The 12,675-nt window shown below is 62.8% G+C and carries 12 protein-coding genes; 9 read left to right on the top strand and 3 right to left on the bottom strand.

Annotated features, from left to right (window positions below; translation table 11 throughout):
• Nucleotides 1–96: 96 nt before the first annotated feature.
• The 9 genes from Q0949_RS11780 (at nt 97) to Q0949_RS11740 (ending at nt 9,054) form a co-directional block, all read left to right on the top strand.
• Nucleotides 97–1,086 carry a glycosyltransferase gene (locus Q0949_RS11780; RefSeq protein WP_299372138.1) on the top strand — a complete coding sequence of 330 codons (990 nt, stop codon included), beginning with the start codon at nt 97–99 and terminating at the stop codon, nt 1,084–1,086.
• 97 nt (nt 1,087–1,183) lie between these two features.
• Nucleotides 1,184–2,494 carry a lipopolysaccharide biosynthesis protein RfbH gene (gene rfbH / locus Q0949_RS11775; protein ID WP_299372135.1) on the top strand — a complete coding sequence of 437 codons (1,311 nt, stop codon included), beginning with the start codon at nt 1,184–1,186 and terminating at the stop codon, nt 2,492–2,494.
• On the top strand, nt 2,491–3,264 hold the full coding sequence (gene rfbF, locus Q0949_RS11770; protein WP_299372132.1) for a glucose-1-phosphate cytidylyltransferase: 774 nt from the start codon (nt 2,491–2,493) through the stop codon (nt 3,262–3,264). Before rfbH ends, rfbF begins: the two co-directional genes overlap by 4 nt.
• Nucleotides 3,249–4,355 (top strand): CDP-glucose 4,6-dehydratase, encoded by a 1,107-nt coding sequence (rfbG, locus tag Q0949_RS11765; protein ID WP_299372129.1) that lies wholly within the window; start codon nt 3,249–3,251, stop codon nt 4,353–4,355. The genes rfbF and rfbG overlap by 16 nt, the downstream gene beginning before the upstream one ends.
• On the top strand, nt 4,327–5,250 hold the full coding sequence (locus tag Q0949_RS11760) for an NAD(P)-dependent oxidoreductase (protein ID WP_299372126.1): 924 nt from the start codon (nt 4,327–4,329) through the stop codon (nt 5,248–5,250). Before rfbG ends, Q0949_RS11760 begins: the two co-directional genes overlap by 29 nt.
• Nucleotides 5,250–5,804 (top strand): dTDP-4-dehydrorhamnose 3,5-epimerase family protein, encoded by a 555-nt coding sequence (locus tag Q0949_RS11755; RefSeq protein WP_299372123.1) that lies wholly within the window; start codon nt 5,250–5,252, stop codon nt 5,802–5,804. The genes Q0949_RS11760 and Q0949_RS11755 overlap by 1 nt, the downstream gene beginning before the upstream one ends.
• Before the next feature lie 353 nt (nt 5,805–6,157).
• Nucleotides 6,158–7,084 (top strand): sugar ABC transporter substrate-binding protein, encoded by a 927-nt coding sequence (locus Q0949_RS11750; RefSeq protein WP_299372120.1) that lies wholly within the window; start codon nt 6,158–6,160, stop codon nt 7,082–7,084.
• 84 nt (nt 7,085–7,168) lie between these two features.
• Nucleotides 7,169–8,281: an ABC transporter permease gene (locus tag Q0949_RS11745; protein WP_299372117.1), complete on the top strand. Its 1,113-nt coding sequence runs from the start codon at nt 7,169–7,171 to the stop codon at nt 8,279–8,281.
• Between the two features lie 2 nt (nt 8,282–8,283).
• Nucleotides 8,284–9,054 (top strand): ATP-binding cassette domain-containing protein, encoded by a 771-nt coding sequence (locus Q0949_RS11740; RefSeq protein WP_299372114.1) that lies wholly within the window; start codon nt 8,284–8,286, stop codon nt 9,052–9,054.
• 46 nt (nt 9,055–9,100) lie between these two features.
• Here Q0949_RS11740 and Q0949_RS11735 read toward each other — a convergent pair whose 3' ends face one another.
• From Q0949_RS11735 to flgK, 3 genes are read right to left on the bottom strand one after another with little or no spacing between them, the layout of a single operon-like run.
• Nucleotides 9,101–10,201 carry a flagellar basal body P-ring protein FlgI gene (locus Q0949_RS11735; RefSeq protein ID WP_299372112.1) on the bottom strand — a complete coding sequence of 367 codons (1,101 nt, stop codon included), beginning with the start codon at nt 10,199–10,201 and terminating at the stop codon, nt 9,101–9,103.
• The gene (locus Q0949_RS11730) at nt 10,198–11,205 is read right to left on the bottom strand and encodes a flagellin (RefSeq protein WP_299372109.1); all 1,008 of its coding nucleotides are present in this window, start codon (nt 11,203–11,205) and stop codon (nt 10,198–10,200) included. Before Q0949_RS11730 ends, Q0949_RS11735 begins: the two co-directional genes overlap by 4 nt.
• 2 nt (nt 11,206–11,207) lie before the next feature.
• Nucleotides 11,208–12,662 (bottom strand): flagellar hook-associated protein FlgK, encoded by a 1,455-nt coding sequence (flgK, locus tag Q0949_RS11725; RefSeq protein WP_299372106.1) that lies wholly within the window; start codon nt 12,660–12,662, stop codon nt 11,208–11,210.
• Between the last annotated feature and the right edge of the window lie 13 nt (nt 12,663–12,675).

Below are 12,675 nucleotides of genomic sequence, written 5' to 3'. Positions count from 1 at the left end.
TCGCAAGGATTCAATTCGGTTTCGGGATGTCACACGACACACCAGTTGCCCAAGGCCAAAGCCTGATGCATATCCAATGTGTTAAAGGACCGCGCCATGCCGAACGAGACCACCACCGCAGTGACCGACCCGCCCGTGCCCTTCCGGGACGGCGACTTGGTGTCGCTCATCATCTTTGGCTACAATCAGGCGGACATCATCCGCCCGACCATCGACGCGGCGCTGGCGCAGACTTACCCAAACCTCGAAATCATCCTGTCGGACAACGGGTCGTCGGACGGTACTTTCGCCGTCATGCAGCAGATGGCCGACGCCTATGACGGCCCGCATCAGGTGCGCCTGAACCAGAACGCGGCCCCCGGTCTGGGGTTCATCGGCCACGTCAATCAGGCGTTTGACCTCTGCCGCGGCGCACTGATCGTTTACAACCCCGGCGACGACGTGTCCGTGCCGCACCGGGCGGCGGCACTGGCCCGTGCTGCGGCCGAGACGCAGGCGTTGCTGGTCCATTCGGATGTCATGGAATGTGGCCCCGATGGCGCGTCGCTGGACAAGGTCTGGTCGGTCCAGCCCGAGCTGGAGGGGCTGACGGCGCAGGATGCTGCGCGCATGTTCGCGCTGTGTATCGGGGCGACCTGCGCATGGCGGCACGAGGTGATGGACCGCTTTGGCCCGATTGTCGAAACCAACACATATGATGACCTGATCCTCTATTTCCGTGCATTGCTTGCGGGCCGCGTGGCGCATGTGCCCGAACCGCTGGTGCGCTACCGCACCGGTGTCGGCCTGTCGCACAGCGCGGCGCTGGGCGACACCGCGACCGAACGGGACCGGATGGACAAGCTGGCGGGGATCTTTGCGCTGAACCTCTCCACGCTGCGGCAACGGCACATGGACTGTGTCGCGGTCGGTGAACAGGCCATCGCGCGGATCATCGACAAACAGATCGCCCGCCGCGCCTATATGCTGCGCCTGATCGAGACACCGGGCTTTGACGCCTGGTCGCGGTTCTCGTCGCCACGTGCGTTGCTGATGTCGATCCGGATGCGGCGCAGCCTGCGCAAGACCCTGCGCCACGTCGATTGACCCGACAGTGACAATTCCGCCCTCCTGCCGTATCAGACCTTGAAGACCTGCGCCCGCAGGGGCAAACCGCCAGATATCATGACCAAAGGAGCCACGGGTGAACAGAGACGACATTCTTGCGGCCAGCCGTGCCTATTTTGACGCAACCCACGCGCCCAAGGCGTTTGTGCCGGGCGAAACCTATATCCCGCCCTCGGGCAAGGTGCTGGATGCGGACGACTGCGCCCACCTGATCGATGCGTCTCTCGACATGTGGCTGACCACCGGCCGCTATGGCGAGGAGTTCGAAAGCAAACTGGCAAAGATGTTCGGTAAAAAGCTGGCCAAGCTGACCGTGTCCGGCTCTGCCGCGAACCTGCTCGCCTTTTCCACGCTGACCTCGTGGAAGCTGGGCAAGGACCGACTGAAACCCGGCGACGAGGTGATCACTGTGGCCGCCGGCTTCCCGACGACCGTGGCGCCGATCATCCAGAACCGCTGCATCCCCGTCTTTGTTGATATCGACATGACCACCCACAACGTGGACGTCGATGCGCTGGAGGCCGCGATTGGCCCCAAGACGCGGGCGATCATGATCGCACACTCGCTGGGAAACCCGTTTGACGCCCCACGCATCGCCGCGCTGGCCGAAAAACACAACCTGTTCCTGATCGAAGATTGCTGTGACGCCTTTGGCGCCAAGGTCGGCGGCAAGGGCGTCGGCACCTTTGGCCAGCTGGCCACGCTCAGCTTTTATCCCGCGCACCACATCACAATGGGCGAGGGCGGCGCAATCCTGATGGACCAGATGAAACTGGGCCGCATCTGCGAAAGCTTCCGTGATTGGGGCCGCGACTGCTATTGCAAACCGGGCAAGGACAACACCTGCGAAAAACGCTTTGACTGGCAGCTGGGCGACCTGCCGCACGGCTATGACCACAAGTACATCTACAGCCACCTGGGCTATAACCTCAAAGTGTCGGACATGCAGGCCGCGCTGGGCGTCAGCCAGCTGGACAAGCTGGGCCGCTTTATCGAGGCGCGCAATGCCAACTTTGACGGTCTGACCAGCCGCCTGCGCGCCCGCGGCGTCGAAGAGTTCGCGCACCTGCCCGAGGCCACGCCCGGATCCGAACCCTCGTGGTTCGGCTTCCTGCTGACGCTCAAGGACGGCACCGGGCTGAAACGGTCGGAGATCACCCGCGCGCTCGAAGACCGCAAGGTCGGCACGCGCCTGCTCTTTGGTGGCAACCTGCTCAAGCAGCCCGCCTTCATGGGTCAGGAGATGCGCGTCGCAGGATCGCTCGATGTGACGGACAAGGTGATGCACGACAGCTTCTGGGTCGGCGTCTGGCCGGGCATCAACGACGAAATGCTCGACTATATGGCCGACACGATCATCGACGTGCTCAAGGAGCAATCCGCATGAAGGCGATGATCCTCGCGGGCGGGTTCGGGACACGGCTGGCCGAGGAATCGGACACCCGCCCCAAACCGATGGTCGAGATCGGCGGCCGCCCGATCCTGTGGCACATCATGAAGCTCTACGAGCAGCACGACATCACCGATTTCATCATCTGCCTCGGGTACAAGGCCGACTATATCAAGAAATTCTTCCTCGATTACGCGGCCACCCTGTCGGACTTTACCGTGCAGGTCGGCACAGGCGCCGTCGAGGTGCATAAACAGCGGTCGGAAAACTGGAACGTCACCCTGATCGACACGGGCCTGCACTCCATGACCGGTGGCCGCATCAAACGCGCGCTGTCCTATGTCGCGCCGGGCGAGACGTTCTGCATGACCTATGGCGACGGGCTCAGCGACGTCGACATCACCAAATCCGTCGCCTACCACAAATCCCATGGCAAACTGTGCACAACCACCGCCGTGACCCCGCCGGGCCGTTTCGGCGTGCTCGAGATCAACGCGCAGGACGAGATCACCGATTTCCGCGAAAAGATCGCCTCGGACCAGTATCGGATCAACGGCGGGTTCTTTGTGCTCGAACCGGGGGTGGGCGACTATATCGAAGGCGATGACACGATCTGGGAACAGGGGCCCATGCGCGGGCTGGCCGCCGACCGGCAAATGCGCGCCTTCAATCACGACGGGTTCTGGCAGCCGATGGACACGCTGCGCGACAAACGCACGCTCGAGGCAATGTGGGACAGCGGAAATCCACCATGGCGCAACACGTGACCCGCGGACATGTCACCGCCGATTTCTGGCGGGGCAAGCGTGTCTTTCTGACCGGGCACACCGGGTTCAAGGGCGGCTGGCTAGCCCATTGGCTGGTGCAGATGGGGGCCGAGGTCACCGGGTTCTCTCTGGCCCCAAACACCGATCCCGCGCTTTTTGATGCGCTTGGGCTGGCGCAGCGGTTGGCCCACCACGTGGGTGACATCCGCGACGCGCAGCATCTGCGCGATACGTTGATCGCCTCCGAACCGGACGTCGTTTTGCACCTCGCCGCGCAACCCATCGTATCCGAGGGCTACGACGACCCGGTCGGCACATTCGCAACGAACGTCATGGGCGTTGTCCACCTGCTCGAGGCATGCCGCGCCCTGACCCGGCCAGCGCAGGTCCTCGTGATCTCATCTGACAAATGTTACCGCAACGACAATTCCGGACGCGCATTTCAGGTGACCGACCCGCTGGGCGGGCACGACCCCTATTCCGCGTCCAAGGCGGGCACGGAGATTGTCGTGGGTGCCTATGCCGCCTCGTTCTTTCCCGCCGACAGGCCAGTGCGTGTGGCCAGTGCCCGCGCGGGCAACGTGGTGGGCGGCGGCGACTGGTCGCTCAACCGTCTGGTGCCGGACGGCGCGCGCTGCTTTGCCGCCGGTGCGCCGCTGACCCTGCGCAACCCGATGGCCACGCGACCTTGGCAGCACGTGCTCGAGCCGCTCTATGGCTACCTCGCGTTGGTCGAGGCGATGGCGGCGGACGCTCAATTTGCCCGGCCCTGGAATTTTGGCCCCGTGGCCAACACCCATGAAAAGGTCGGCCGCGTCGCGGATCTGATGGCACAGGCCTGGGGCGCGGGCGCACAGGTGCAGGTCACCACCGACGCGCAGGACTGGGAAGAGGCCAAGACGCTGGACATCGACAGTCAGGACACGTTGGACACCCTGAAATGGGCGCCGGTGCTGGACCTGCCGCAGACGATCGACTGGACGGTGGACTGGTACCGCCACTTTTACGACGCGCACGATCCTGACGCCGTGCGCGAAATGACCCAAGCGCAGATTGACGCCTATGTTGCCCTTCAAGCCAGACGTTCCTGACGCGCTGTCGGCGCACACGCTCTGTGTCACAGGGCATGGCGGCTATGTCGGGCGACATCTCGTTGCGGCGCTGATCGATGCGGGGCATCGGCCCTTTCTGATCGGACGGCCACAGGTCGAACAGACGCCGATTGCCGGCGCCGACATGGCCCGCCCCTGGACCAACGCCGCCGATCTGGGCGCGCAACTGGCGAACCTGACACAGCCCATCATCCTGAGCATCGCCGGACACTTTGTCAGCCGCCACAGCGCTACAGACATCCCGGCGCTTGTTGCTGGTAACCTGGAATTTCCCCTCACAATCTTTGAGGCCGCGTGCCACGCAGGGCAGGCGCGCATCGTCAATATCGGCACCTCATGGGAATATTCGGACAAGGGCGCCGCGACACCCGCCAACCTCTATGCCGAACTCAAGGCGGCCAACGCCGCGGCCCTGTCTTACTACGCCCGGACCGAAACATGTGCGGGCATCAACCTCAAACTCAACGACACGTTCGGCGGCGACGACACACGTGGCAAGCTGCTGGGAGCCATGCGCGCGGCGTGGCGCGACGGGCGCGAGATGGCGCTGCGCGCGCGGGCGCAACCGATCAACCTGCTCTATATCTCCGACGTGATCGAGGGGATCCTCGCCGCAGCGGCGCGTACCGCGTCACTGACCCAAGGCACGGTGGAAACGGCGTTCCTGCTGCACGACGAAACCACGACCGTGGGCGCCGTTGCAGACCGCGTGGCACAGGTCGCGCCCGCCTTTGCCTGCCGGTTCGAAGATACCCGCCCCGACACGCCCGGACTGCGCGGCATCTGGCCCGACGCGCCGCGCCTCGCGGGCTGGTCGTCGCGCGTGCCGCTGGATGACGGGCTGCGCGCCTATTTCTCGCGAAAGGACACGTGATGAACCTGCACATGCGGCCAATGGCGATCCCGGGGGCCTTTACCGGGCAACTGCCGGTGATGTCCGACGCGCGGGGCGGGTTTCAAAAGCTGTTCCACCAGCCCACATTCGACACGATGGTGCCGGGCATCACCCTGCGCGAGATGTACGTGACCACATCCCACGCGGGCGTCCTGCGCGGCATGCACTTCCAGACCCCGCCGCATGACCACGCCAAGGTCGTGGTCTGCCTGTCTGGTGAGGTGACCGATGTTATTCTGGACCTGCGGCAAGGACACGGGTACGGCGCAGTCGATCACGTCCGCCTCTCGCCTGCGGGCGACAACTGCGTCATCCTGCCCAAGGGCATCGCCCACGGCTTTTGCGCCCATGCCGACAACAGCAGTCTCCTGTACCTCGTCGAAACCGTGCACGCGCCCAGCCATGACGCGGGCATCGCGTGGGACAGTTTCGGCTTTGACTGGCCCGTTCAGACCCCGATCCTGTCGGATCGCGACCGGGCGCACCCCCCTCTGTCTGCCTTCCAGTCGCCGGATACGTGGCAGCAGGGCTGACCCAAATTCCTCTTTGTTCGACCGCCGACTGCCCTAACCTAAGGCGGATCGTCAAAGTGATTCGTTTTTTCAGCGCCCGTTTTCGGTGTCCTCACGGCGTTCTTCCCCCGATTTTTTGAGACGCAGTCGCGGTCAAGACAGGTATTTAATTCGAGAACGGAAAAAAATTGGCAAGTCTTGGGGGAATAACGAAAACTGTTGTTGACATAGCGGCACCCAAGAGGCGTTCTAAAGGTCATCGCCGCGCTCGAGGAGGGGTGCGGAGATCAAGCCCCGGTTGAAGGGGTACGCACTGTTGTCGATGAACGGCACATTTTGGCGCGTCAGCGCACCATCTTTGGGAGGAGACCCTAATGAAGAAGACAATGTTTGCAGCACTGGCCGCTGCAACTGCGATCGCGGGCGCGGCCTATGCCGACGGTCACAGCGAACGCTATGTGATGATCACGCACACCCAGGGCACAGACCCGTTCTGGCCCGTCGTTGAAAAAGGTGGCCGTGACGCCGCCGAAGACGTTGGCGCGACGCTGGAATACAACTTTGACGTATCCGGTGACATGGCCGCCATGGCCAAGCTGATCGAAGCCGCCGCCGCCTCGCAGCCCGACGGAATCATCGTGTCGCTGCCCGACGCTGCGGCGCTTGGCCCGGCCATCAAATCCGCCGTTGCGGACGGTGTTCCGGTTGTCACAATCAACTCCGGTCTGGAATCCTCGGCTGAACTGGGCGCGCTGATGCACGTCGGTCAGCCCGAGCGTGACGCTGGCGAAGCCGCCGGTGGCCGTGCCAAGGCCGAAGGCGTGACCAAAGGCCTGTGCCTCAACCAGGAAGCGTTCAACACCGCTCTGGTCGATCGTTGCTCCGGCTACTTTGACGCGCTGGGCGCAGACCTGAACATGATCGACGTGTCCAACGACCCGGCACAGATCGAAACCCGGACAGCTGCGGCCCTGCAAGCGGACGAGACAATCGACGGCGTTCTGGCCGTTGGTCCCCACGTCTGCGAAGCGGCGAACAAGGCGATCAAGGACGTGGGCGCCGATGTGCACCTGGCGTGCTTTGACCTCAGCCCCGGTGTGATGGACATGATTGACGCGGGCGACGCGGCCTTCACCATCGACCAGCAGCAGCGTCTGCAAGGGTACATGCCGGTCATCGTGCTGCACCTGTACAACAACCACGCTGGCCTGCTGCCAGGCGCGAACATTCCTTCGGGCCCCGGCTTTGTGGACGCGTCCAACGCGGCCGCTGTCAAGGAACTGGCTGGCGTCGACCGCTAAGTCCTGATCCAGAGACAACTCGGCAGGCGCCCCACGCGCGCCTGCCGATCTGGGGAAAATCCATAAAATTCTGAGGAGAGAAGGATGGCTGATCGCAGCGAATCCGACAGGCTACAACAGGAAACCTGGTTACAACGCACGATCAGACGGCCGGAAATCGGGTCGTTCACGGTTATGATCGTGATCATCATCGCCCTGTCCATGGCGTCGAACGGCAAGGCCTTCAACGCGCTGGGGCTCAAGAACAACATCGCGATCATCGCGCAATACGGCATCATCGCCACAGGTGCTGCCATGCTGATGATCGCAGGCGAATTCGACCTGTCCATCGGGTCCATGATCGGCTTTGCCGGCATGTCGATGGCCATGATGCTCAAATGGGGTCTGCCTTTCGGCCTCGGTGAGGCGACGCCCTTCCTCGCCTTCTTCATCACGCTGGCCATGACGCTGTCCATCGGGTGGGTCATCGGTACGGTGGTCGTTCGATCCGGGCTCTCGAGTTTTATCGTGACGCTCGCCTTTCTCTTCTTCATGCGCGGCGTCACCGAGGTGTCGTTCCGCCTGATTAACCAATCCACGCAAATCTCGGGCCTGCCGGACTACAAGGAAACCAGCTGGTTTGCCGACCTGCTCGGCGGTGAGGTCTTTGGCTGGTTCTACGATCTGTGGTTCGCGCTGGGGGGCAACCTGAACCGCCGCGGCGAACAGTGGGTCGACGGGTTCGACGCCCGTTTCCTATGGTGGCTGATCATCGCGGGGGGCGCGTATTTCATCCTCAGCCGCACACAGATCGGCAACTGGATCTATGCCACCGGCGACAACAAGGAAAGCGCGCGCGCCAACGGTGTGCCCGTGAACCGGGTCAAGGTGGGGCTGTTCATGTTCACCGCCTTCTGCGCCACCATGTTCGCGGCGTGCCAGGTGTTCGACACCAACACGTCCGACGCGGCCAAGGGCAACCTTCAGGAACTCTTTGCCATCGCCATCGCCGTTGTCGGCGGCACCCTGATGACGGGCGGCTTCGGATCGATTATCGGCGTCGTGTTCGGGGCCATCACCGTCGGCCTTGTGGCGAACGCGGTGTTCTTCATCCCGACGATCGACGGCGCGTGGTTCCGCGTGTTCCTCGGCGGGATCCTGTTGGCGGCCGTGTTTGCCAATGAACGCATCCGCAAACGTATCACAGGGGGGATCTGATCATGGCCGAACCATATCTGCGCGTCGAAAACCTGCAAAAGCAGTTTGGACCCTTCATCGCCCTCGGCGGCGTCGATCTCGAGATCTATCCGGGCGAAGTCCACGCCTTGCTGGGCGACAACGGCGCGGGCAAATCCACGCTGATCAAGACGCTGGCCGGGGTGCACCAACCCAGTGGCGGCCAGATCTATGTCGAAGGCAAACCGGTGAACTTCCGCTCGCCGCGTGACGCGTCTTCGGCCGGGATCGGGACGGTGTATCAGGACCTCGCCCTCAACCAGCTGATGTCGATTACGCGCAACTTCTTCATGGGGCGCGAGATCAAGGGGCCGCTCGGCACACTCAAGATGGACGAGATGAACAAGATCGCCCATGACGAGATGCTCAAGATCGGGATCGATTTCTCGGACCCGACGCAGGCGGTCGGCACGATGTCGGGCGGTCAGCGTCAAACGCTGGCCATCGCGCGGGCCATCTATTTTGGTGCGCGGGTTCTGATCCTGGACGAACCGACATCGGCCCTGGGTCAGAAACAGCAGATGGAAGTGCTGAAAACCATCAAACGCGTGCGCGCGCGCGGTGACATCGGCATCATCTTCATCACCCACAATGAAATCCATTCCAAGCTTGTGGCCGACCGCTTCACGTTCCTTGCCCTGGGCAAGGTTATTGGATCCGGAACCTTGCAGGAACTGGCCGATGAGGACATCCGCAAGCTCATGGCGGGTGGTGCCGAGATGGCGGATCTGGAACAGGAACTGGCGGCGATTTGATCGCGGCCTTTGTCCGGCGGCCTCGCGTCGCCGGACCTTTCCATGCCTAGCGGACAATGAACTCCGCATGCAGCGCTCCGGCGGCCTTGATGCTTTTCAGGATGTCGATCATGTCGCGCGGCGCCACGCCCAGCGCATTCAACCCGCCGATCACTTCGGACAGAGACGCTCCATCCGGGATTTCGGCCAATCCCGTCCCTTCTTCATCCTCAATATCGACCGTCGTGCGTGGCACCACCACGGTCTGACCCGCGGCAAACGGGTTCGGCTGCACCGCCAACGGCTGCTCCTGGATCCGCAGCGTCAGGTTGCCTTGCGACACGGCCACGCGAGAGATGCGCACATCCTCCCCCATCACGATCGTGCCGGACCGTTGATCCACCACGACCCGCGCCTTGCGCTGCGGTTCGACCTCGATATTCTCGATCCGGCCCAGGGCATGGGCCACGGATCGCATGCCAGTGCGCGGCACATCCAGCGTCACCGTGCCCGAATCCAGCATCGTCGCAACACGTCGCCCAAAATCGCGATTGATGGCCGTTTCAATCCGCAGCGCCGTGGTGAAATCCGCATCTCTCAGCGCCAAACGCATATCCGACAGGGCCGCCAGCTGGAAATCGATCTCCCGTTCGACCCGCGCGCCCGAAGGGATGACCCCCGCCGTCGGCACCCCTTGGGTCACCCGCGCACCATCGCCCTCGGCTACCGCGCCACCTGCAATGATCGTGCCCTGGGACACGGCATAAATCTCGCCGTCCGCCGCGTTTAACGGGGTCATGATCAGCGTGCCACCCAACAGACTCTTGGCGTCGCCGATCGCCGACACGGTCACGTCAATCTGGGACCCCGCGCGGGCAAAGGGTGGCAGGGTCGCCGTCACGAACACCGCCGCCACATTCTTGGGACGGAACTGTTCGCCGGTGACGTTCACGCCCAGGCGTTCGAGGATATTCGTCATGATGTCTTCGGTGAACGGGGCATTGCGCAATCCGTCGCCTGTGCCGTCCAGCCCGACCACCAGGCCATACCCCACGAGATCATTGCCCCGCACGCCATCAAACTCGACCAGATCCTTGATCCGCACCGCGCCCGCCGCCGCCATTTGCGCCAGCGTGACGGCCAGGAACAGGCCGAGAAGCCACCTCATCGGATGAAATTCACAAAGGACAGGTCGGACATGCGCGCGGTGATGGTGTACAGGCTTTGAAGTTGAAATTGGACTGCCTCCAGTTCAGTGGCGGTTTCGTAGGGGTCGGCCTGCAACAGGGCACCCTTCGCATAATTCAAAGTGGTTTCTTCGGTTGCATTGCGGGTGATCAACGTCTCCAGCCGTGCTTGGGACGCGCCGATGTCGGCTTGCGTCGCGGTCAGGTTGGTTCGCGCACTGGACAGCGAGGACCCGGTTTGCACCAACAGGTCCTGGCGATCTGCCGTGGTCAATTGAAACGCGGGATCAGACGCGAGTGCGGCCACGGCGGTATTCATCAAGATATCCCGGAAAACTGCGTCATCGGCCTTGAGCTGGACGCCGACGGTTTCGTCTTTGGCCACGCGAAACCGCGCCATATCTTCGGCAGAGCCGGTATAGGCCGTCGCGGCAAATCCACCGGGGTCATCAAACCACTGGCGGGCCGCCTGGACAATACCCGAAACCGTGGTTTCCCCTGCGGTTGCGGCTTGCAACCCGTTCAGGATCGTTGCCGCATCCGCAATGGCCCGCTGATCCGACGCCGCACCGGCAAACAGGGATCTCCCGCCCGTCGTCGTGTTCAATGTGCCAATCATTGCATCAAGCCGCGCCGCGGCATCCGTCGACAATTGGTCCAGAACCGGGCCAAGCGCGCTGCTGGCCGTCGTCAACAAGGCTGTGCCCAGATCGCCAACATCTGCATCAAGCCGATCCAGCGCTGCCTGCGTACTGTCCGCGAATTGCGCGGCCTCGGTCGCGGCAACGCGGTAGCCCGAGAGTGATTTCAGATCCCGTTCTATGTCCGCCAGATAGCTGACGTTGCCCGCAAGCACGGATTTGACGTCACTGACCTGACCGGTTGCCAATTCCTCGTTCAGGCGGGTCATCTCCGCCTTCAGCGCGGCACCACGCCGTTGCAACATAAAGGTCTGCGCAAGATCACCGATCGAAAAGCTGCTCATCCTCAGATCCTCATCAAGGTGTCGAACATCTCGTCGACGGTTTCGATGACCCGTGCATTCGCGGCATAGGCTTGTTCAATCACCATCAGGTGCTGCAGTTCGGTGTCGGTATCGACGCCCTGGGCCAGCTCCAACTGGGTCAGTTCGTAAAACTGGGCCGAGGCAAAGCTGAGCCGCTGATCCTCGCGCAACCGCTCTGACCCGAGTTGCGACGCAAATACCGCGGTCAGATCGAACGCTGACTGCGCAGCGGTACCGAAGTCCCCCGTCGCGGGGGTGCGCGGATTCGCCAGGGCGTCGGACAGCGCGTTCAAAAGGGTCGCATTGCCAACAGTGCCGGGCGCCACCGCCCCCAAACCATCGCGCAATCGCCAGGTTTCACCGGACTGGGTGGGATCAACCAACGCGTTGAGCGTCAGGCGGTTTGCAAGGCCGGTTCCGTCCAGCGGATCCAAGGGCGCGCCACCGTCGGTGAACAGACCGGGCGCGCCAGCGGCCAGGGTCGGATCGACTGCGCTGCTCTCGAACCGTTCGATCAGATCGCGCGCAAGTGCGTCGATTTGGGTCTGGGCCTGTGGCGCCAATTCATCCCGGATTTCGAACTGTGCACCCAATGTGCCACCATGCAACCGCCCGCCGCCGGAGGACGTGTTGACGGAAAACCCGTTGATGGTCAGCCCCGAGAGCGTGCCATCCTCGACTGACATATAGGGCGTCACCACATTTGACGGTTCAAACCCGATGTCTGCGGCCATGCCATCCAGAAGAACTGCCCCACCGGTGGAATAGAGCGCGACCGCGCCGTGATCGCGATCGATGATTCGAACAGGCACCATCTCGGACACTTCATCGATCAGCAATTGCCGTTGATCCAGCAGGCCCGCGGCGCTGGAGCTTTGGTTGAGTGCGCCTGTGATCTGCCCGTTCAGCTTTTGTATGGCGGCCAGCGCGTCATTCAGACGTGTTACCTGCAGGCCGATATCGCGGTCTGCGGCGCTTCGGGCGGATTGGATACCGTCAGCGGCCCCGTTGATCGACGTGACCAGATCGCGTGCACCATGTGCGGCAGCATCCAGACGTTCAACAGCGTCCGGGCGGCTCGCAGCAGTAATTAGGCTGCTTTCGAAATCCGCAAGGCGGGCGGACAGCGATCCGATCTTGTCAGGGGTACCGATCAGGTCTTCGACCCGTGTCATGAAGGCGGAAGTCGTGGTCCGGTATCCGAATTCCGCGCCGGACAGCCGCCGGTCTGCGATCAATTGGGCGTCCGCCTGCCTGCGAATGCCGTCCACCTGCACGCCCGCGCCGCCGCCTGTCGATACAGAAGAGATCGACAGCGTCCTCCGGGCATAGCCCGGTGTGGATGCGTTGGCGATGTTGCTGGATACCAGTTCCGATGCGCGCGTGGCGGCGCGCAGCCCGGACATGGCGGAATTCAGTGCGCTTGTGATCGTCATGACACGGCCTCCG

It is taken from the genome of uncultured Tateyamaria sp., from assembly GCF_947487805.1.
GTDB lineage: Bacteria > Pseudomonadota > Alphaproteobacteria > Rhodobacterales > Rhodobacteraceae > Tateyamaria.
This window is presented reverse-complemented; position numbering and strand designations above follow the sequence as displayed.

What these genes read in the sequence shown, in the direction of transcription:
- Q0949_RS11780 (WP_299372138.1), top strand. Translation starts at nt 97, where the DNA reads ATGCCGAACGAGACCACCACCGCAGTGACCGACCCGCCCGTGCCCTTC.
- rfbF (WP_299372132.1), top strand. Translation starts at nt 2,491, where the DNA reads ATGAAGGCGATGATCCTCGCGGGCGGGTTCGGGACACGGCTGGCCGAG.
- rfbG (WP_299372129.1), top strand. Translation starts at nt 3,249, where the DNA reads ATGGCGCAACACGTGACCCGCGGACATGTCACCGCCGATTTCTGGCGG.
- Q0949_RS11760 (WP_299372126.1), top strand. Translation starts at nt 4,327, where the DNA reads ATGTTGCCCTTCAAGCCAGACGTTCCTGACGCGCTGTCGGCGCACACG.
- Q0949_RS11755 (WP_299372123.1), top strand. Translation starts at nt 5,250, where the DNA reads ATGAACCTGCACATGCGGCCAATGGCGATCCCGGGGGCCTTTACCGGG.
- Q0949_RS11750 (WP_299372120.1), top strand. Translation starts at nt 6,158, where the DNA reads ATGAAGAAGACAATGTTTGCAGCACTGGCCGCTGCAACTGCGATCGCG.
- Q0949_RS11745 (WP_299372117.1), top strand. Translation starts at nt 7,169, where the DNA reads ATGGCTGATCGCAGCGAATCCGACAGGCTACAACAGGAAACCTGGTTA.
- Q0949_RS11740 (WP_299372114.1), top strand. Translation starts at nt 8,284, where the DNA reads ATGGCCGAACCATATCTGCGCGTCGAAAACCTGCAAAAGCAGTTTGGA.
- Q0949_RS11735 (WP_299372112.1), bottom strand. Translation starts at nt 10,201, where the DNA reads ATGAGGTGGCTTCTCGGCCTGTTCCTGGCCGTCACGCTGGCGCAAATG.
- Q0949_RS11730 (WP_299372109.1), bottom strand. Translation starts at nt 11,205, where the DNA reads ATGAGCAGCTTTTCGATCGGTGATCTTGCGCAGACCTTTATGTTGCAA.
- flgK (WP_299372106.1), bottom strand. Translation starts at nt 12,662, where the DNA reads ATGACGATCACAAGCGCACTGAATTCCGCCATGTCCGGGCTGCGCGCC.